Here is an 18,709-nt window from a genome sequence, read left to right as displayed (position 1 = left end):
CGCGCGTCTCGCGCGTTCCGCATGTTCACGAGAGGGGCAGTTCAGGTGAGTTCACTCCACGAGCCGCACAGTGTCGAGCCGTTGGGCGAGGAGTTCCGCGCGGAGGCGGACGAGGTGCGCCGGTTCTGGGGCGGGCTCGGGCTGCCCGGGCTGATCGATGTCCACACCCACTTCATGCCCGAACGGGTGCTGCGCAAGGTGTGGGAGTACTTCGACGCCAACGGGCCACTGGTCGGCGGCCTGGCCTGGCCGATCACCTACCGCACCGAGGAAGCCGAACGCACGGCCGTGCTGCGGGAGTTCGGTGTCCGGGCGTTCACCTCGATGCTCTACCCGCACAAGCCGGGCATGGCCCGCTGGCTGAACGACTGGGCCGTCGACTTCGCCCGCCGCACCCCGGACTGCCTGCACACCGCCACGCTGTACCCCGAGCCGGACACCGGGGAGTACGTCCGCGAGGCCCTCGACGCGGGGGCCCGGGTGTTCAAGGCGCATGTGCAGGTCGGCGACTACGATCCGGCGGACGAGCAACTCCGGTCGGCGTGGGGGATGTTGGCGGAGGCGGGCGTCCCGGTGGTGATGCACTGCGGCTCCGGGCCCGCGCCCGGCCGGTTCACCGGTCCCGAGTCGGCCGCCCGGGTACTCGCCCAGCACCCCCGACTGCGGCTGATCGTCGCCCACTTGGGCATGCCCGAGTACCAGGAGTTCCTGGACCTCGCCGAGCGCTACCCGCACGTACACCTCGACACCACCATGGCGTTCACGGACTTCACCGAGAGCTTCATGCCCTTCCCCCGGCCCGCCCTGACCCGGCTCGCCGACCTCGGCGACCGCGTCCTGCTCGGCACCGACTTCCCGAACATCCCCTACCCCTATCTGCATCAACTCCGCGCCCTGGAAGGGCTGGACCTCGGATCCGACTGGCTGCGGGCGGTCTGCCACCACAACGCCGCGAAGCTGTTCGGCCTCTGACCGCCCTACCACTGTCCACCTGTGGACGTATGCCCGAGGGCGGACGCCGGCGGCGGCGCCGCTGGCTACCATCACCCGCATGAATCGGGATGTGCCGCGCGCGCCGTGGCTGAGGCGACTGCCGTCGGGGGTCTGGACTGCGCTGAGCTGGTGCGCAGCCGGGCAGTTGGCGCTGCTGCTGTTCATGTCGACGACGTTCGAGATGGCCCCGCCGTTCGGACTCCGGCACCCGGGCTTCCTGGTGGACCTCGTCCCACGGACGGCACTCGCGGTGGCGCTGGCGCTGCCGGTCTGCTGGGCCCGGCGCCGGCCGGCCCAGGTGTTCGGGGTGCTGCTGGCCGAATCGGTGGTCGTGCTGGCGCTCGGCGAGCGGACGTGGCCGCTGTTCATGGCGCTGAACGTCCTGCTCGGCTACCTCGCGGCGGTCCGCCCGGGCCGGGTCTCCGTACTCGCCGGGGTGACCGAATTCGCCGTCTGGTTCGGCGAGTTGCTGGTGGTCCGGCACGACGCGCCGGAACTCAGCGACCTGGCGAGCACCGCCACGGCGTTCGCGGCCGGCATCGCGATCCCGTGGGCGATCGGCAACTCGGTACGCCAGCACCGCCGTTACAGCGCGGACCTGCGCACGTACGCCGCCCACCAGGCAATCACCGTCGAACGGCTGCGGATCGCCCGGGAGTTGCACGACGTGGTGGCGCACAGCATCGGCGTCATCGCGATCCAGGCCGGTGCGGCAAGCCTGGTACTGGACGTGGAGCCGGCCGGCGCGCGCCGGGCCCTGGACGCCATCGAGGCCACCAGCCGCGAGACACTGTCCGGCCTGCGGCGGATGCTGGTCTCGCTGCGGCACGCCGAGACCGGCGGCGAGGACCCCTCGATCGCCCCACCGCTCGCGGGACTTGAGGCCGTCGACCGGTTGACGGAGACGATGGCGCAGGCCGGCGTCGAGGTGGACGTGCGCCGGAAGGGACGGCCGCGCCCGCTGCCGCCCGAGATCGACCTGGCCGCCTTCCGGATCGTCCAGGAGTCGGTCACCAACGTCCTGCGGCACGCGGGCGCCGACCGCTGCGAGGTCCACATCGCCTATGAGGAGCGGGAGTTGACCATCGAAGTGCTCGACGACGGCCAGCGCGGTGCACCCGGCCGACGCGCCGGCAGCACCGCCGGCACCGGCTACGGGATCCCCGGAATGCGCGAGCGGGTCGCCCTGCTGAACGGCCGGTTCAGCGCCAACTCCCGCCCCGAGGGCGGCTTCCGGGTCGCCGCTAGGCTGCCCGTATGATCGCCCCCGACACAGACTCCGCACCCGCCGTCCGGGTACTGCTCGCCGACGACCAGGAACTGGTGCGCGCCGGGCTGGGCATGGCCATCGCCCACTCCCCCGGCCTGGAACTCGCGGGCGAGGCGGCCACCGGCGCCGAGGCCGTCCAACGGGCACGCGAGGTCCGCCCCGACGTCGTGGTGATGGACATCCGGATGCCCGGCATGAACGGCATCGAGGCCACCCGGCTGCTCGCCGCGGGCGCCGGCGCGGCCGACCCGCCGGTGCGGGTGCTGATGCTGACCACCTTCGACGACGACGAGAACGTCTACGGCGCCCTGCGGGCCGGAGCGAGCGGCTTCCTGGTCAAGGACATGCCGCTGACGGACATCCTCGCGGCGATCCGCGTGGTCGCCGCCGGCGACGCGCTGATCGCGCCGAGCGTCACCCGCCGCCTGATCGCCGACCTCACCGGCCTCACCGACCGGCTCACCCCGGCCCCGCCGAAGCGCAGCCTGCCGGGGATCACCGAACGCGAACACGAGGTGCTGACCCTGGTCGGCCGCGGCCTGTCCAACACCGAGATCGCCGACCAGCTGTTCATCGCCCCCGCCACCGCCAAGACCCATGTCGCCCGCCTGCTGACCAAGTTGGACGCCCGCGACCGCATCCACCTGGTCATCGCCGCCTACGACGCGGGCCTGGTGTCCCCGTCCGGCTGAGAGCGCCGAACGGGGACACCGACCGCCTGCGCTACGGGAGTTGGACGGACACCTCCGGCTGGTCCGGGGACGGCCCGTCCAGCAGCGGCTGCGGCTTGCCCTTCAGCTGGAGGTCGAAGAAGGCGGCGAGGTACGTCCGGGTGACCGCCAGCCCGCGCACCGGGTCGATCGCCCCGGGCTTGCCGGGCATGCCCGCGGCCTCGGCGAGCAGTTCCAGGTCGCTGAAGGTGCCGTGGTCGGCTCCGGCGACGGTGAGCCAGCGCTTCCAGCCGTCCAGCCGGGACCAGGCCTCGTCCCAGCTGGGGTCCGTGCCCGGGGCGTCGTGCACCCCGGCGGCGAACAGCAGGAACGGCCGTCCGTCGAGGCCGCCGGCCGGGACGGGCGCGAAGAACGTGCCGTCCATGTTCACGCCCGCCCGCACCCGGCGGTCGTTGGCCATGGTCACGGCGGCGGCGTCACCGCCGATGGAGTGCCCGGCCATGCCGATCCGCCGGTGGTCGATCAGGTGGGCCCGCTCCCACGGCGAACTGTCCGACGTCAGCCGGTCGATGACGAACGAGGCGTCCTTCGCCCGGCTCTCGGCGATGGCCGGCAGCCCGCCCTCCGGCGGCTGGTCGCAGATCGCGCAGGGGAGCGTCCGGCCGTCCGGGAAGGTGACGCCCGTGGACTCGTAGGTGTGGTCGATCAGCGCCACCACGTAGCCGCGGCTGGCCAGGTCCTCGGCGACGCTGCTGAACAGGGCCCGGGGGAAGGTGAATCCGGGCGAGAGCAGCACCAGCGGGAAACGGCCGCCCACCGGGCGCGCGTCCACCCGCGCCCAGGTGCCGACGCCGGCCACCGCCTCGGGTGGAATGGGGGCGGTCGGCGTCTTCCTCTCCAGCAGCAGCCGGGCCTCCTCGGTGGTCATGTAGGGCGCGGGCGTCCCGCTCCCGGCCCGGGCCGGGTAGTACATCGACACCATCAGCTGCCGCAGTCCCGCCGACGGCACCCACGGGTCCTGGCGGTTCCGGTCGACGAGGTGCAGCAGGTCCCGCCCGACCGCGTACGGTCCAGTCGGGCGCGGCAGCGAGGCCGAGAACCCGGCCGCCACGGGTGCGGCCGCGGACACCGGCGGGGCAGCGGCGAAGGCGGGAGCCGCGGCGACGACCGGCAGCGGCAGGACGAGGGCAAGCACGGCGGTCACGGCCGCGCGGCGGAAACTGTTCATGCCCCCGAACTTAGGCTTCAGGCCCGGAGGTTGACGTCCGCCCGGGAGCGGATCACCACGTCCGCTCCCGGGCGGATCCGTCCTCCCCCCACAGGCGGACCACGCCCGGGCGCCGGCGGCGCGGCTGACCCGTTGGGAGCGGCCGTGCTGCCACAGCTACTACCGCCGGGCGAGTGGTGGGGCGACGAAAGGCCGGCCCCCGGGGGTTCGCTCCTGGGGGGCGGGCTTCCGTCGGCTCTCAGGCGAAGACCGTGTCCTGGATCGTCGCCAGGCGGGCCCGGTCGGTGTGGGCGTTGACCCAGTCGGTGATGTTCTTCACGGCCTGGTCGGTGTCGCCGGAGCGCTGGTAGTCGTTGAGCTTGTAGCCGGCGATCAGGCCGTCCACGCCTGCCTCGCCGAGCAGTCGGGCGGCGCATGCGGCGGCGCCGGAGGAGGAGCCGATGGTCCAGGAGAAGACGCCCGTCAGGTAGCCGGAGTCACGGATCGCCGTGCTCTGCTTCAGGCCGGCGACCTTGTCGCTGCCGTCGTTGCCGCAGGTTCCGACGGCGGTGGCGAAGATCGCGGAGCCGTCGTCGACCAGCCGGTGCTGGAAGTTGACGCCGCCGCCGTTGTAGGAGAAGGCGACGCTGGCGTCCTGGTACGTCCCGGTGACCATCACGCCCTCGGACGGGGTGAGGTCCCGCTTGAGGTCGTCCCAGAGGGTGCGCTTGTCGTTGCCCCAGGTCACCTCGTAGATCACCTGGATGCCGTTCGCCACCAGCTTGTCCCGGGCCAGCGCCTTCAGCGTGCCGAGGTCCCGGTTCTCGGGGTTCTTGATGTCGACCCAGACCAGCGTGAGGTTGCGTCCGGCGCGGCGCTGGGCGGCCATCTCGTCGAAGATCGCCGACACCCGCTTGCGGTCCACGTTGCCGCTGTCGACGTTCTCGGACGCCGGGTTGCCGACGTCGCACGCCATCCATTCCCAGTTGTCGACGAAGCAGCCCCCGTACGCGTGGTTGGCGGCGTCGACCTCGATGGCGTTGTATCCGGCGTCGAGCGCCGAACCGACCCGGTCCGCGGAGTTGAGGTTGTGCGCGATCGCGTAGATCGGCCGCAGCCGCGAGCCCGGCCACGGCTGAACCGCCTGGCGGCCGAGCCGCTGGGCCGGACTGTCGTGGCAGTCCCAGATCTGCAGCGGGTTGCCGAAACGGAAGTCCGCGTTCGGGACGTCCAGGCACTTCCCGCTGCCCGCGTTGACCAGTTGCCGGCCACCGAAGGGCGACGGCTCGTCACGCCACACCTGCGCGGGCGTCCCGTTGCAGTCCCACTGCCAGACGGAGGTGCCGTCGGCCGAGGCGCCCCACTTGACGTCCAGGCACTTCCCCGAGCCGACGTTCACCCACGACACCCCGTTCCCCACCGGTCGCGAAATCCACCGCTGCGGACCGGAGTTGTTGCACCCCCAGATCTGGATCACGTTCCCGGTGACCGGCGACCCATTGGGCACATCCACGCACCAGCCACTGAGCGTCAACGACTCCGGATAGCTGTACGGCACCTGTCTCGGCGTCGGCGGCGTCCCCGACCCGCCGCCCGGCGGGGGCGTGTTGCAGGACGGCGGCGGCTCGGGCGCATCACACGGACTGGCCGCATGCACGGCGGGCGCGGTGACCAGGAACGACGCCACCAGCGTCAGTAGTGACACGACCACCATCGGAAGTTTGCGTAGCATCAGGCCTCTCTCCACGGCCGGCGGGACCGCCCGGTGGCGATGTCCCGGTATGAGCACCGACCGTACGTTCGCCCGATTGCCACCCACTTGCCACCCACTCAACGGCCACCGCAGCCCCGCGCCCGCTTGGGTCCGGTCAGCGTGCCAGCAGGTCGATCACGCCCGTGAGGTCCTCCTCCCCGCTGGCCTCGGCCAGCCGACGGCGCATCAACTCGAAGTAAGGGGTGAGGAGTTCGGGGCTGACGCCCTGCTCCCCGGCGGTGCGCAGGAAGGTGGGGGTGCCGGCGACCTGCATGGCGAGGTTGGAGACGACGCCGGTGGTGTAGTCGCCGGTGCGGAGGTGGTCTGCGGTCTGGTGGACGGACGGGGCCATCGCGGTGAGCCAGTCGGCGAGGAGGGGGGCGAGGGTGGTGGGGTCGATGTTCTCCTTGCGGATCAGGGCGAAGGCGTGGGCGGCGCCGGCCAGCATTCCGTACATGGCGCTGAGCAGGGCGACGTCGTGCAGGGCGGCGAAGCCCGGGTCCTCGCCGACGTAGGTGGTGGCGAGCGGGACGGCGAGGGTCGGCCGGTGGCGGTCGAACAGGTCGTGCGAGCCGCTGTAGAAGACGTAGCCGCCGGCCTGCGGGATGCCGACCATCGGCGGGACGGCCATGATGCCGCCGTCCAGGTAGCGCGCGCCGCGCTCGCGGGCCCACTCGGCGCGGGCGCGGGCCTGGGCGGGGGTGCTGGTGGTGAGGTTGACCAGGTCCCGGCCGGTCAGGTCGGTCCCGGCCAGGACGTCGCCGACCGAGGTGTCGTCCAGCAGGCAGACGACGATCAGGCTGTTCGCGGCGACCGCCTCGGCGGCGGCGTCGGCGACCTTCGCGCCCTCGGCGGCGAGGGCCTCGGCGCGGGCGGGGGTGCGGTTCCAGACGGTGAGCGGGTGGCCGGCGGCAAGCCAGGTGCGGGCCAGTGCGGTGCCCATGGTGCCGAGGCCGAGCAGCGTCACCGGGGTGCGGTCAGCGGTGGTGGTGGGGTTCTCAACAGTGTTCTGTGCCATGCCGATTAGGCTGGTCCAGGACCCGGAAGTGATCAAGTACGCACTTGGCAGTGGGTGGTTACCCCGGGGTGAGTGAGCAGGTCAGGAGGGTGGGGCATGACGACGCTGAACCGACCGGGTACGCCGGAGGGACACGTCTGCGGGATCGACGCCGCGATGGAGGTGATCGGCGGCAAGTGGAAGGTGCTGATCCTGTGGGCGCTCCACGAGCAACCGTGCTGCCGTTTCGGCGAGTTGCGCCGACTGCTGCCGGGCATCACCGAGAAGGTCCTGGCCTCCCACCTGCGCGAGCTGGAGGCCGACGGTGTGGTGCGCCGGGTCTCCTACGACGAGGTGCCGCCCCGCGTCGAGTACTCGCTGACGGAGGACGGCGCGCGCCTCAACGACGCGCTCCAGCCGCTGGCGGCGTGGGCTCGCGAGCGGCAGACAGCGCGGGCGGCGGCGGAACGGGCGGCGACGGAACGGGCGGCGACGGAACCGGACGAACAGGCGCTGCTTTGAGCCTCAGAACCGAAGGCTCTCCCGCCGGTACGGCCCGTCGATCATCGCCCGCCAGTGCTCGGGCCACATAAGGGGGTCCTCGTGCAGGACGAGGTCCTCCCCGCGCCGCAGCAGCCAGACGGTCTCGTAGTTGTAGGTGAGGACCGCGTCCACCGGGAGCTCCGCCAGCAGGCCCAGAACCAGCGCGATGATGTCCTCCTCCTGCGGGCCGGGCGGCTCGTACCGGGCCGGCTCGATCCACAGCTCGATCTTCGAGGGCACCCCGAACTCGCGGTCGACGATGTCGACCGGATACCCCGAGGGAGCCGAAACGTGGATCCTCGTCCCGCGCGCGGTCGCGGCCCCGGAGACGTCGAGCAGCTCCCCGAGAGCGGGGGGCTCTTCGCTGAGGCCCTTCTCCCGGTACAGCCGGCTGACCCTGGCGGCGATCTGCTCCGCCGGTTCCTCGGTCGCCAGATACAGCTGGTGCGCGATCGTCACAGCCACGCTCCCCTTCGGTCGAACGTCAACGCCACTTGGCGGAGATCACTCTGAAGGGACCGCACAAGCGCCGACAACCGAATTCCGGAACCGCAGAGGGCTCAATGCCTCAGTGGGGCCGACCAGTTGAGGGTGGTCCCGCCGTTGGGCGGGGCGGTGACGGTGAGGGTGCCGCCGAGGGAGTGGGCGCGTTCCTCGAGGTTGCGCAGGCCGCTGCGGCGGCCCTGGGCGGGGATGCCGACGCCGTCGTCCTGAACGGTGAGGACGACCTGGCTGCCGGTGGCCTGGAGAGCGACCTCGACGCGGCCGGCCTTGGCGTGCCGGGCGGCGTTGCTGAGCGCTTCGCCGAGGACGGCCACCAGGTGGTCGGCGACGGCGGGCGGGACGTCGGTGTCGAGCAGGCCCTCCATGCTGAGGCGGGGGGCGAAGCCGAGCGCGGAGTGGGCTTCTTCGACCACGTGGACGGCGCGGGCGCGCAGGCCCTGTCCGGCGCCGGCCTCGCGGACCCGCAGTCCGAAGATCGTCGACCGGATGATCTTGATGGTTTCGTCCAGGTCGCCGACCGCCCGCAGCACGCGGTCGGAGGCCCCGGGGTGGTCGATGAAGCGGGACGCGCTCTGCAGCGTCATGCCGGTGGCGAACAGGCGCTGGATGGCCAGGTCGTGCAGGTCGCGGGCGATCCGGTCGCGGTCCTCCAGGACGGCCAACTGTTCGGCGTCGCGCCGCCGTTCGGCGAGCTCCAGGGCCAGCGCGGCCTGGTCGGCGAAGGCCAGCAGCGGTTCGATCTCACGCTCGGTGAACTCCGGTTCACCGCTCGCCCGGACCAGCAGCAGCACGCCCTCGGTGTGGCCCTCGGCCCGGCCCAGCGGCACCGCGACGGCGGGGCCGAGGCCCGCGTAGCGGTCGGCGCGGGCGGGGAAGCGCGGGTCCTCGGCGAGGACGTGCGAGGTCACGGGCGCGCCCTGGACGCAGGCCGCGCCGGAAATGGTGCCCTCCAGCGGGACGTCCACGCCGGCCCGGCCGGTCAGGTCGCCGCCGAGGGAGAGCTCCATGTGCAGGCCGTTTCCGTCGGGCAGCACGGTGAGCACGTCGGCCTGCCGGGCGCCGCTGATGTCGCACGCCCGCTGCGCTATCAGCTCGACCACCTGGGTGCGGGAGCTGCCGGACAGCAGGCGGCGGTTGATCTCGGCGGTGGCCGTCAGCCAGCGCTGGCGGCGCTGCGCCTCCTCGTACAGGCGGGCGTTGTCGATCGCGACGCCCGCCGCGACGGCGAGGGTGGCGATGACCGATTCGTCGTCGTCGTCGAATCCGGCGGCGCCGCGCTTGTCGGTCAGGTAGATGTTGCCGAACACCTCGTCGCGGACCCGGACCGGCAGGCCCAGGAAGGTGCGCATCTCGGGGTGGTGGGCGGGACAGCCGGTGGACGCCGGGTGTTCGCGGAGGTCGTCCAGGCGCAGCGGTTCGGGGTGGCGGATGAGTTCGCCGAGCAGGCCCTTGCCGGTGGGGTAGGGGCCGATCTTGGCGATTTCCGCTTCGTTGAGGCCGACGGTGAGGAACTGGGAGAGGGTGTCGCCGTCGGCGCCGATCACGCCGAGTGCCGCGTATTTGGCGTCGGCGAGGACTGCTGCCGCCTCGACGATCCGGCGCAGCACCTGGGTGAGTTCCAGTTCCCGGCCGACGGAGAGTACGGCTTCCAGCAGGCTGTGCACCCGGTCCCGGGTGCCGCGGGCCACGTCGATCCGGGCCTGCAGTTCGGCCAGCAGTTCGTCCAGCCGGAGCTGGGGAAGCCGCGACCGCGGTTCCTCCTCGCGCACTGCGTTCCTCCTCGTCCGTTGGCCCCGTTCGACGCCCGATTCTCGCAGATTGGACCGTGGGGGTGGACCGACGGGTCGCCCGGGGCGTCGCGATCGGGCGGGGCGCGGGCGGGACCGGGCCTCCGGCGGGCGGCGTTCGCAGGTCAGCCGCGTGCCAACGACCCGAGCCGCGGCGGGCCCACGTCCGCGGCTCGACCGTCTGCGGCGGCCATGGCAACCCGGACGGCGAGCGCGGCCAGTGCCTCGGGCGCGCCAGGCTGGTGGCGGATGCCGGGGAAGGCGTTGACGTCGACGGCGATCGGGCCGTCGGGTCCGGGCAGCAGGTCGATGCCGTACACGTCGAGGCCGAAGGCGGCACCGGCGGCAAGTGCGAGGGCGCGTTCTTCGGGGCCGGGTGTCCAGGGGCGGCGGGCGGGGCCGCCGGGGTGGAGTTCGGAGCGGCGCTGTTCGGCGAACACCTGCCCGTCGACCACCCAGAGTTTGCGGTCCCAGCCGTCGCCGGCGATCGGCCGCTGGGTGATGACCGGTTCGGGCGCCCAGCGATCGATCAATGCCCGCCACTGTTCAGGAGTGTCGGCACGGGCCACCAGGTCTTCGCGCCGGCTGTGCCGGCTCTTCACCACCACGGGGCCGGTCCAGCCGAGTTCGCCGAGCGGGCCGTCGGCGACGGTGGGCGCGAACGGCAGGCCGGCGCGGCGGGCGCGCTGTTCCATCGCCGTGCGGTCCTGGCAGAACGCGGTGGCGGCGACGGAGTTGAGCACGGCGGTGCCGGCCTGTTCGTAGCGGCGGGCGAGTCGGAGCGTGGCGGCGCTGCGTGCCTTGAGCAGCAGCAGGTCCGCGTCCTGGCCGGCCGGTACTGTCGAATGGCCGTCAGCGGCCAGGAGTTCGCGGGTGGCGGCGAGCAGCGGGTGGTCGGGGTCGCGGGCCAGGACCGCGATGCGCAGCGCCCTCACCGGGCGGCCGAGGCCGAGGCGGGCGCAGGGGCGGGCGCGGGAGCGGGGGCGGGGGCGGGGGCAGGCGTGAGCAGCGCACCGGCGTCGGGGGTCGGCCAGGAGGAGCCGGTGCGGGCCAGGCGGACCACGGCGTCGGCGACCCGTTCGACGGCGTGCGGTACTTGCCGGAAGCTCGGGAAGTCGTTGATGTCGACGACGGTCGGTCCGTCGGGTCCGATCAGTACGTCGAGGCCGTACAGGTCGAGGCCGAACACTTCGCCGACCTGCGCGGCGAGTGCGGCGACTTCGCGGGGCAGCGGGACGGGCCGTTCGGTGGCGGGCCGGTGCGGGTGCAGCGGCGAGGTGCGCTGGGTGGCGAAGAACTCGCCGCCCGCGCAGTACACCTTGAGGTCGAGTCCGTCGTTGGCGATGTACGGCTGCGCGATCTGCAGGCCCCCGCCCGAAGGGCCCCCGTCCGAAGTGCCCGCCAACTCGGCGAGCTGGGAGGGGTGCTGGACGAGGTGGACGGCGCGCCCGGAGGAGCCGTCGGCGGGTTTGACGACCAGCGGGTAGTGCCGTTCGGGTATCGCGGCGAACGCGGCGGGGTCGGCGGCGGCCCAGGTGCGGGGCATCGGCAGGCCGTGCAGGGCGGCGACCACGGCGGTCTGCGCCTTGTCGCGGACCGGCCGGATCGCCCGGGCGTCGTTGACGGTGGTGAGTCCGGCCGCGGCGGCGGATTCCAGCAGGCCGAGGCCCGGCCCGCCGGAGACGGTCTTCAGCACCCAGGCGTCATGGGTGCCGCTGCGTATCAGCCGGGCGAGGTCGAGCAGTTCGGCGCCGGGGCGCAGTACGTCCACCCGGTGGCCGGCCGCCCGCAGGTGGTGGACCACCTCCAGCGGCATCCCGTCGTGGCGGTAGTGCTCCTCGACCAGGAAGCAGAACCTCATCTGTGCCCACCCATTCCCCTCTGTCCCCTCACGCGCGTGCCGTGGGGGCCGTTCGCATCGGTCCACCCTGCCACGGATCTTTGTTCGGAAAGCGTGCAGGGTGTCCGGGAACGGCCACAGCCGCGTCACAGGCGCATTGCCGCAGGTCTGGAACCCAATGCCCGGGGCATGACGTTGACATGACGTTCCGTTGGCACACTCTTGAGGGGGCCCGTGTGCATCATTTGCTGCGTCCGCACGCCCGGCACGATCTTACGGACCGTCCGGCGCCGGCCGTGCTGGCCTATCCGGCGAACGACGTCCTGGTGGTCTCGGGTCTGCCCGGCAGCGGCAAGAGCACCTTGATGGCGCGCTGTGCCCGGGCCCGGGTGATCGATTCCCAGCACACCCGGCAGCGTTTCGCCGCCGCCCTGCCGGGCGTTCCGTACGCGCTGTACCGGCCGCTGGTGCGCGGCGCCCACTATCTGCGGCTGCACGCCGCGTTGCGGGCGGGCGGGCCGCTGGTGGTGCACGACTGCGGGGCGTTGCCGTGGGTGCGCCGGGCGATCGCCCGTGCCGCGCACCGGCAGGGGCGGCGGCTGCACCTGTTGTTGCTGGACGCCACGGCCGCGCAGGCCGCGGACGGTCAGCGGCGGCGTGGCCGCCGGGTGTCGCGGTACGCGTTCGCGCGCCACCGCCGGGCGGGTGCGGCGCTGCGCGCGCTGGTCACGGCGGATGCGCCGCTGCCGGCGGGGGTGGCGTCGGTGGTGCTGCTGCCGCGCGCGTCGGCGGCCCGGCTGGCCGCGATCGAGTTCACCGCGCCGTGCGGCCGCGCCGCCGCACGGCCGGTGAATTCGCAGGTGGCGGCGGGTCGGCGGGTGCCCGCGCCGCATCTGGTGGCGGCCCCGGCCCGGACGGCTGCGGGCGCTGCGGCGAACGGCTGAGCCGCCCCGCGCGTCGCCCGCCGCCCCGCAGGGTGCTGGCTAGTCTCCGGCCATGCACACCCCCTCCCCCTCCCCCAGGCCGCAGCGCGGCCCGCAGGCGCGGCGGATCGCCGACCGGCTGTCCGTGCAGTTCCGCGTCCCGATCGAGCCGCAGTACGAGCAGGCCGGGCACCGTTGGACGCTTCGCTGGTACGACGGGCCGACCGTCGCCGCGGTGCGCTGTGCGCTGGAGCGGCTGTTCCCGGACGGGGACCGGTTCGCGGTGCGGCGTGATCTGACCACGCGGGCGCTGGCGCTGGCCGCGATCCGGGAGACCCGGGCGGGGGCGATGCACCGCTCGGTGGGCAGTTGGGGGCAGCGCTACCACCTGGAGCAGTTGCTCGCCGATCAGGAGCATCCGGACCGGACCGCCGATCCGCGTGAAGCCGCCATGCTGGAGCGGCTGTTGGCGGCGGCGTCGACCGACACCGCCCGCGGCTCCAGCGCGCCGGACCTGGCCCGCGCGTTCGACCTGGTGGCCCGCGACGGTGTTGCCTGGCTGCTGCCCGAGCACCGGCTGGCCGGCCCGGCCGACCAGGACGCGCTGGCGCTGAGCCCGCTGGAGTACCTGACGTTCCGCTATGCGACGGACGTGCACCGCGCCGCGTGGGAGACGGCGCTGGCCACGCTGCCGCTGCGGGCCGCCGTCGCCGCGGCGCACCGGGATCCGGAGCCCGACCCGGACGCGGCCCGTGCCGCTCTCACTCTGCTGCCCGCGCTGCGCGCCGAGGCGTGTGCCGAACTCGACGCGGTCGAGGCCCGGTTGGCCGCCGCCGCCGGCTCCGGCAGCGTGTCGACCCCTATTCTGCCTGTTCACGGGCGCTCGCGGTAGGACCGGGAGCACAGTTGTTTTCCCTTGTCCGAGCGGTTCGTTCGGGCGCAGACTCGTCCGCATTCCCCCCGTTGGACGAGTTGATGGGAGTCGTGTGTCCGCACACGTCGATCAGGAAATGGCCCTGCGTGCCCGGGTGCTGCTGGCCGGCAGCGAAGCCCCCACCCCGTGGCAGGCCTACCGGGCGCACCGCCTGCTGGCCCGGGACAACCCGCAGGTGCACCTGCCGAAGCTGGCCCTCGCGGCCATCGAACTGACCCGCCACCACCCGGTGTTGCTCCGCCGTGACATCCAACTGTGCCTGCTGGACGAGGCGTTGGAGGCCGCGGCGGCGATCGCCGCCGACGACCCGTTCCGTCCGCGGGCCCTGGCCAGGATCCATGACGAGCACGCGAAGCGGATCAAGGAGCTGGGGATCCCGATGAGTTGACGCCCGCACCGGACGAGGGCCGGTCGGTCGGCCGGGTCTGGTAGTGCTGCTTCTCGAGCAGCAGGCCGTCCTTGAAGCAGAACCGCGTCACGTCCTGGCCGTCGCCGGTGCTGATCTTCAGGTCACCCGCGAACCAGCGGCAGTGCGCGCCGTCCGGCACCGGCGGGCCGTACTTCTTGAAGTCGCCGGTCAGGAAGTCGCTGCCGACCGGCAGCCGGGCGTTCACCATTCCCTCGGACTGGCCGACCTCCATCGAGTCGTACAGCTTGGTCGACACGGTGGCGTCGCGCATCGAACTGACGAACATCAGCACGCCGATCACGCCGACCACCGCGACCACGCCCAGCACCGCGGCCGCGCCCAGTGCGCAGCCCATCGCGGGGCTCCGGCGGCGTTTCTCGGGGCCGATCAACTCCCCGGCCAGTTCCCGCAGTTCCTCTTCCTCGGGGATCGCCGCCAGCGCCCCGTCCGAGGTGTACGGAAGCCGTCCGGCCAGCCGGAACCCGCCGTCCGGCTGCGCGGTGGCCTGTATCGCGCCACCGAGCAGCCGGGCCCGCTCGCGCAGGCCGGTCAGGCCCTGGCCGCCGGACACCGCCGAAGTGCCGTCCCCGCCGGGGCCGTTCACCACCTCCACGATCACCGAGTCCCGCTCGTACCGGACCGTCAGCACGATCAGCGCGCCCTGCGCGTGCTTGTGCGCGTTCGTCAGGCCCTCCTGGGCGATCCGGTACGCGGCGTGGCCGGTGGCGGCGGCGAGTTCGCGCGGCGTGCCCTCGTGCCGCAGCTCCACGTTCGTGCCCGCCGCCTGCGAGTTCTCCGCCAGCCGGTCGATCGCGTCCACGCCGCCCGCCGCCGGCGCCGAGTCCTCCTTCAGCAGGCCGACCACCTGGCGCAGTTCGCGCATCGCGCCGGTCGCGGCCTGCCGCAGCACCCCGACCGCCTCGCGCTGCCGCTCGCCGAGCGTGCGGTCCACCTCCAGCGCGCCGGTGTGCACGGCGATCAGCGCGAGCTGGTGGCCGAGGCTGTCGTGCATGTCCTGGGCGATCCGGTGGCGTTCGCGCAGCCTCGCCTGATGGGCGATCATCACGCGCTCCCGGATCAGCTGCTCGTTGCGTTCACGCAGGCTGTCGAGCAGCGCGGTGCGCTGCGCCCGGTACCGGCCGAACAGGGCGGGCAGCACGCCCAGCAGCAGGTAGCCGACCACGCAGATGCCGAGCAGCGCGGGCAGCGGGAAGTGGTCGCGGTGGTTCTGCAGCACGCCCGCCGCGAAGTTCAGCACGAAGCCGATCGTGAAGACCACCGGCGCGTACCAGGGCTTGGTGATCCGGCGGCCCGCCGAGTACCCCGCCGCGACCAGCAGCGGCAGGAACCCGCTCGGCCCGCCGACACCCACCGCCGACAGCACCAGCACCGGCCCCGGCAGCCCCCGCCGCAGCAGGAACAGCACCCCCGCCGCGCCCACCACCAGCCCCGTCGGCCACGTCCCGCCGTCCGCCTTCTGACACAGCGCCGCCAGCCCGCACACCACGAGCCCGCCCAGCACCTCGCGGACCACCAGCCGCCACGACCAGGGCCCGGGAACCGCCCGCTCCACCCACTCACGCATCACCCTCAGACCCTAGCGGCCCCACACCCACCCGCCGCCCCCGGATCCGGCCGGGACCAGCGGTCATCGCGAAGTCGATCATCACAGTTCAGACACTGCTTCCCCGGCTTCATGAAGAAGCTGCGACGCTCGGGCCCATGCTCGAAGAGAACCTCTCCGAAGTCACCGTTCCGCCCATGCCCGCCGAACCGCCCCCCGCAGGCGCCCCCGCCGCTCGCACGCGGCGCTGGCTGCTCCCGGTCGCAGCCGGCGTGGCAGGGGTGCTCGTCGGCGCGGGCGGCGTCGGCGCGGCCTGGTGGCTCTCCGGCTCCGAGCAGGCTTCAGCCGAGCGGCAGTCGACGCCGAAGGTGTTCACGCTGAGCGGCTGGATGTCGCTGACGGGCTCGAACGCCGCCACCGAGGACGGCTCCTGTGCCGGATTGCGGGGGTACGACGACATCTCCGAAGGCACCGCGGTCACGGTCTACGACGCGACCGGCCAGGTGGTCGCCGTCGGGGCGCTGGCCGACGCCAAGCGGGTCGGGACCACCTGCAAGCTGCACGTGCTGGTACCGATGGTGCCAACCGGACCGAAGTTCTACCAGGTCGAGGTGGGACACCGCGGGAAGATCATGCTGTCCGCGGAGAACGCCGCCGCAGGCGCGTTCGCCGCCTCGCTGGGCTGAGCCGGAGGCCCTGCCCGGCCGTCACACCGGCGTCGGGCCGCGCCGTTCCCCCGGCGGGCAGCCGATCGCGGGCCAACGGGGGCCGGTGTCGGGGTCGTTGGCCCAGGCGTACTGCTCGGTGGGGGTGCGGGTGAGGCCGTAGTCGTAGACGCCGGGGTGGCCGGCGGTCTCCCATCCGGTCCAGGCGGTTTCGAGTTCGTCGGCGAGCCGGCGGGGGCCGCCCTGCGTGGTCCAGGCGCCGCCGGTGGGGCGGGCGGAGAGGACGGCCCAGGAGGAGTGGCCGTCGGTGATCCACGCGCTGGTGCCGTCCTGGTCGTGGCCGGTGCGGACGGTCAGGTCGGGGAGGGCGACGCGCAGGGCGAAGCCCAGGCCCCACGGGTCGGCGATTTGGGCCGGGTCACGGTCGGTGGCGCCTCGGCGATCAGGTTCTGCGGTGCCGCGGATTTCGGCGAACGTCCGCTGCTGGTGGGCGTGTTGGGTGCGGGTGGGCATGAACCGGGCCAGGCCCTGCATCCAGCCGGTGGCGGACTTGCCGTCCTCGGCGACGGTGAGCGCGACGTGGCCGAGGCGGCCCCAGGGGGTGACGATCCGTCCGCCGGGGGCGGTCTGTTCGATCCACGCCCAGGGGATCTCCTCGACGGCGTAGGTGGCGATCACCCGGTCGAACGGGGGCCGGCCGGGCGCGCCCAAGTCGCCGTCGCCGGTGCGGACTTCGACGCCCAGGCCGGCGGCGGCGAGCCGTTCCGCCGCGGCGGCGGCGAGAGCCGCGTCCGCCTCGACGCTGACCACCCGGCCGGGCCCGGCGCGCCGCGCCAGTAGTGCCGCGTTCCAGCCGCTGCCGGTGCCGAGTTCGAGGACGCGCTGCCCGGGTTCCAGCCGCAGGCTGTCCGCCATGTCGGCGACCACGGCCTGGCAGGACAGGCTCGACGTGGGCAGGCCGTCGCCGAGTTGCGTCACCGCGGCCTCGTCCGGCGAGCGGTACAACTCACTTGCCCAGCCCGCCGGATCGGCCGTCCGGTCCACGGGCTGCCAGGCCAGGCCGTCCCACCGCCACAGGCGCCCGGGCGCGAACCCGTCCCGGGGCAGTGCCGCCACCGCGTCACGCACCCACGGCGAGCCCTCGGGCCACGCGCCGCGTTCCGCCATCGTCCGGTCGAGCCGGTCGCGGTACGACGGCAGGTCCAATTCCTCTGCCACCGCGCCTACTTGCGCCGCTTGCCGGTGCCTGGCGGCGGGGGCGGTACCTGCCCGTCCGAGTTCCCGGGCGGCGGGGTGCCCTGGCCCGGGTCCGGCGCGGGCTTCTCGTGCTCACCCATCGCAACCACTCCTCCCCTGACGACGACCGCCGCGCACGCGGCGAAGACCCTATCTTCCCGTCGGCCGCATCTCCCCCGCCAGGGCGCGCCAGGGTCGTACGGGGGCGCACGACCCGCGCGGGCGCTCGAACAGTGGTGACAGGGCGACGGCACGCCGAACGAGGGGCCGACGAGGAACGAACGTGCGCCGGCCGAGTGAGGAACCGATTACTCATGGTGCGACAAGGGGATCATCGGCCGGTATGCCGACGAAGAACCGTGGCCGCAGGCCCTCGCACCGCCGCCACCTCGCCGCCCTCACCGCGCTCGCCGCCCTCACCACCGGCTGCACCGCCCTGCACTCCCAGGACGACGGCGACACCCACGCCGCCTCCGCCCCCGCCGCGCCGCCCGCCGTCCAGCCGGCCGCCGCCGCCCCGGGGGGCGCGGCCGGACAGGAGATGAACGGTCAACTGTCCGAAGCGGAGCGGCAGTCGCGGGAGAAGGAGGCCGCGCTCACGGCCGCCCGACGCTGGGGCCTGGCCGCCCTCCCGCTGACGGCGCCCGCCGCGCCCGCCGAGAAACCGGAGCTCACCGAGGGGCCGAACGTGCTCCTCGCCGACGGCCTGCCGCCGGTCGTCCGCCGCGTCCCCACCGAGGACAACGTGGTGTTCCTGACCGTGGACGACGGCGCCGAGAAGGACCCGGAGTTCGCCGAGATGGCCGCCGAACTGGGCGTGCCGATGTCCGTGTTCGTCTCCGACTACCTGGCCCGCTCCGACTACGGATACTTCCGCGCCATGAACGACCGCGGCGTGTCCGTCAACAACCACACCATCAACCACCCCGACCTGCGCCGCCTCGGCGCCGACGCGCTCCGCCGCGAGATCTGCGACCAGCAGGACCGCCTGGAGGAGGAGATCGGCACCCGCCCCTACCTCTTCCGTCCCCCGTACGGCGAATACACCCCCGCCGCCCTGCGCACCGCCGCGTCCTGCGGGGTCACGGCCGTCGCGCTGTGGACCGAGGAGGCGTTCCCCGACCACCTCGAGTACCGCTACTCGGACGAGATGCTCCACTCCGGCGACATCATCCTCACCCACTTCCGCGCCCCGGCCGCCGGCTGGAACGGCACCATGTCCGACATGCTGCGCCGCGTCGTCGACACCGCCACCGCCGAGGGCTTCGCCATCGGCCGCCTGGAGGACTACCTCTGACGGCACACCCGGGAAACCGGGCGACAGCGCCGACCGCACCCCGCTGGCGTGCGCCGATGACCGCCGAGCTGCTGCCGCACGTCCCCCGCCGACGCGTGCCCGTCGCCGCGCCCACC

Annotated in this window: 18 protein-coding genes; 9 read left to right on the top strand and 9 right to left on the bottom strand. The window is 73.3% G+C overall.

The features are described from left to right. Positions 1 to 45 precede the first annotated feature (45 nt). The 3 genes from ACIHEI_RS23385 to ACIHEI_RS23375 all read left to right on the top strand — a co-directional run bounded on the left by ACIHEI_RS23385 (position 46) and on the right by ACIHEI_RS23375 (position 2,955). Positions 46 to 972, top strand: a complete 927-nt coding sequence (locus tag ACIHEI_RS23385) for an amidohydrolase family protein (RefSeq protein WP_396607961.1) — start codon at positions 46 to 48, stop codon at positions 970 to 972. Between the two features lie 79 nt (positions 973 to 1,051). After that, on the top strand, positions 1,052 to 2,254 hold the full coding sequence (locus tag ACIHEI_RS23380) for a sensor histidine kinase (protein ID WP_396607960.1): 1,203 nt from the start codon (positions 1,052 to 1,054) through the stop codon (positions 2,252 to 2,254). After that, positions 2,251 to 2,955: a response regulator gene (locus ACIHEI_RS23375; protein ID WP_396607959.1), complete on the top strand. Its 705-nt coding sequence runs from the start codon at positions 2,251 to 2,253 to the stop codon at positions 2,953 to 2,955. Before ACIHEI_RS23380 ends, ACIHEI_RS23375 begins: the two co-directional genes overlap by 4 nt. A 31-nt stretch (positions 2,956 to 2,986) precedes the next feature. Here the strand turns inward: ACIHEI_RS23375 and ACIHEI_RS23370 are convergent, their stop codons facing one another. The 3 genes from ACIHEI_RS23370 to ACIHEI_RS23360 all read right to left on the bottom strand — a co-directional run bounded on the left by ACIHEI_RS23370 (position 2,987) and on the right by ACIHEI_RS23360 (position 6,912). Further along, positions 2,987 to 4,162, bottom strand: coding sequence for an alpha/beta hydrolase family protein (locus tag ACIHEI_RS23370; RefSeq protein WP_396607958.1), 1,176 nt, complete (start codon positions 4,160 to 4,162; stop codon positions 2,987 to 2,989). Positions 4,163 to 4,400: 238 nt separating this feature from the next. After that, a complete protein-coding gene (locus ACIHEI_RS23365) occupies positions 4,401 to 5,855 on the bottom strand; it encodes an RICIN domain-containing protein (protein WP_396608018.1) in 1,455 nt (484 codons plus the stop codon). 154 nt (positions 5,856 to 6,009) lie between these two features. Then, entirely contained in the window at positions 6,010 to 6,912 is a 903-nt protein-coding gene (locus ACIHEI_RS23360; protein WP_396607957.1) for an NAD(P)-dependent oxidoreductase, read from the bottom strand. Positions 6,913 to 7,008: 96 nt separating this feature from the next. On the opposite strand from ACIHEI_RS23360, the gene ACIHEI_RS23355 reads away from it, so the two are divergent. Next, positions 7,009 to 7,413 (top strand): winged helix-turn-helix transcriptional regulator, encoded by a 405-nt coding sequence (locus tag ACIHEI_RS23355; RefSeq protein ID WP_396607956.1) that lies wholly within the window; start codon positions 7,009 to 7,011, stop codon positions 7,411 to 7,413. A gap of 3 nt (positions 7,414 to 7,416) precedes the next feature. Here ACIHEI_RS23355 and ACIHEI_RS23350 read toward each other — a convergent pair whose 3' ends face one another. The 4 genes from ACIHEI_RS23350 to ACIHEI_RS23335 all read right to left on the bottom strand — a co-directional run bounded on the left by ACIHEI_RS23350 (position 7,417) and on the right by ACIHEI_RS23335 (position 11,586). Next, positions 7,417 to 7,893, bottom strand: a complete 477-nt coding sequence (locus tag ACIHEI_RS23350) for a SitI3 family protein (RefSeq protein ID WP_396607955.1) — start codon at positions 7,891 to 7,893, stop codon at positions 7,417 to 7,419. Between the two features lie 101 nt (positions 7,894 to 7,994). Further along, complete coding sequence (locus ACIHEI_RS23345) at positions 7,995 to 9,707, bottom strand: GAF domain-containing protein (protein WP_396607954.1); 1,713 nt, start codon at positions 9,705 to 9,707, stop codon at positions 7,995 to 7,997. A gap of 143 nt (positions 9,708 to 9,850) precedes the next feature. After that, positions 9,851 to 10,660 (bottom strand): RimK family alpha-L-glutamate ligase, encoded by an 810-nt coding sequence (locus ACIHEI_RS23340; protein WP_396607953.1) that lies wholly within the window; start codon positions 10,658 to 10,660, stop codon positions 9,851 to 9,853. Further along, positions 10,657 to 11,586: a RimK family alpha-L-glutamate ligase gene (locus ACIHEI_RS23335; protein WP_396607952.1), complete on the bottom strand. Its 930-nt coding sequence runs from the start codon at positions 11,584 to 11,586 to the stop codon at positions 10,657 to 10,659. The genes ACIHEI_RS23340 and ACIHEI_RS23335 overlap by 4 nt, the downstream gene beginning before the upstream one ends. A 275-nt stretch (positions 11,587 to 11,861) precedes the next feature. On the opposite strand from ACIHEI_RS23335, the gene ACIHEI_RS23330 reads away from it, so the two are divergent. The 3 genes from ACIHEI_RS23330 to ACIHEI_RS23320 all read left to right on the top strand — a co-directional run bounded on the left by ACIHEI_RS23330 (position 11,862) and on the right by ACIHEI_RS23320 (position 13,810). Then, the gene (locus tag ACIHEI_RS23330) at positions 11,862 to 12,509 is read left to right on the top strand and encodes an AAA family ATPase (protein WP_396607951.1); all 648 of its coding nucleotides are present in this window, start codon (positions 11,862 to 11,864) and stop codon (positions 12,507 to 12,509) included. A gap of 52 nt (positions 12,510 to 12,561) precedes the next feature. Further along, positions 12,562 to 13,380 carry a hypothetical protein gene (locus ACIHEI_RS23325; protein WP_396607950.1) on the top strand — a complete coding sequence of 273 codons (819 nt, stop codon included), beginning with the start codon at positions 12,562 to 12,564 and terminating at the stop codon, positions 13,378 to 13,380. A gap of 118 nt (positions 13,381 to 13,498) precedes the next feature. Continuing rightward, entirely contained in the window at positions 13,499 to 13,810 is a 312-nt protein-coding gene (locus tag ACIHEI_RS23320) for a hypothetical protein (protein WP_396607949.1), read from the top strand. Here ACIHEI_RS23320 and ACIHEI_RS23315 read toward each other — a convergent pair. After that, complete coding sequence (locus ACIHEI_RS23315; RefSeq protein WP_392952713.1) at positions 13,782 to 15,416, bottom strand: sensor histidine kinase; 1,635 nt, start codon at positions 15,414 to 15,416, stop codon at positions 13,782 to 13,784. The genes ACIHEI_RS23320 and ACIHEI_RS23315 overlap by 29 nt on opposite strands. Before the next feature lie 137 nt (positions 15,417 to 15,553). Between ACIHEI_RS23315 and ACIHEI_RS23310 the strand changes: the two genes are divergently transcribed. Further along, entirely contained in the window at positions 15,554 to 16,081 is a 528-nt protein-coding gene (locus ACIHEI_RS23310) for a hypothetical protein (protein ID WP_396607948.1), read from the top strand. Positions 16,082 to 16,102: 21 nt separating this feature from the next. On the opposite strand, the gene ACIHEI_RS23305 is transcribed toward ACIHEI_RS23310, so the two are convergent. Next, the gene (locus ACIHEI_RS23305; RefSeq protein ID WP_396607947.1) at positions 16,103 to 17,278 is read right to left on the bottom strand and encodes a methyltransferase domain-containing protein; all 1,176 of its coding nucleotides are present in this window, start codon (positions 17,276 to 17,278) and stop codon (positions 16,103 to 16,105) included. Between the two features lie 361 nt (positions 17,279 to 17,639). Between ACIHEI_RS23305 and ACIHEI_RS23300 the strand changes: the two genes are divergently transcribed. Beyond that, positions 17,640 to 18,593 (top strand): polysaccharide deacetylase family protein, encoded by a 954-nt coding sequence (locus ACIHEI_RS23300; RefSeq protein ID WP_396607946.1) that lies wholly within the window; start codon positions 17,640 to 17,642, stop codon positions 18,591 to 18,593. Positions 18,594 to 18,709 lie beyond the last annotated feature (116 nt).

The organism is Kitasatospora sp. NPDC051984, assembly GCF_044593455.1.
Taxonomy (GTDB): Bacteria; Actinomycetota; Actinomycetes; order Streptomycetales; family Streptomycetaceae; genus Kitasatospora.
The sequence above is the reverse complement of the archived record's forward strand: the minus strand, read 5'-3'. Positions and strand labels throughout refer to the sequence as shown.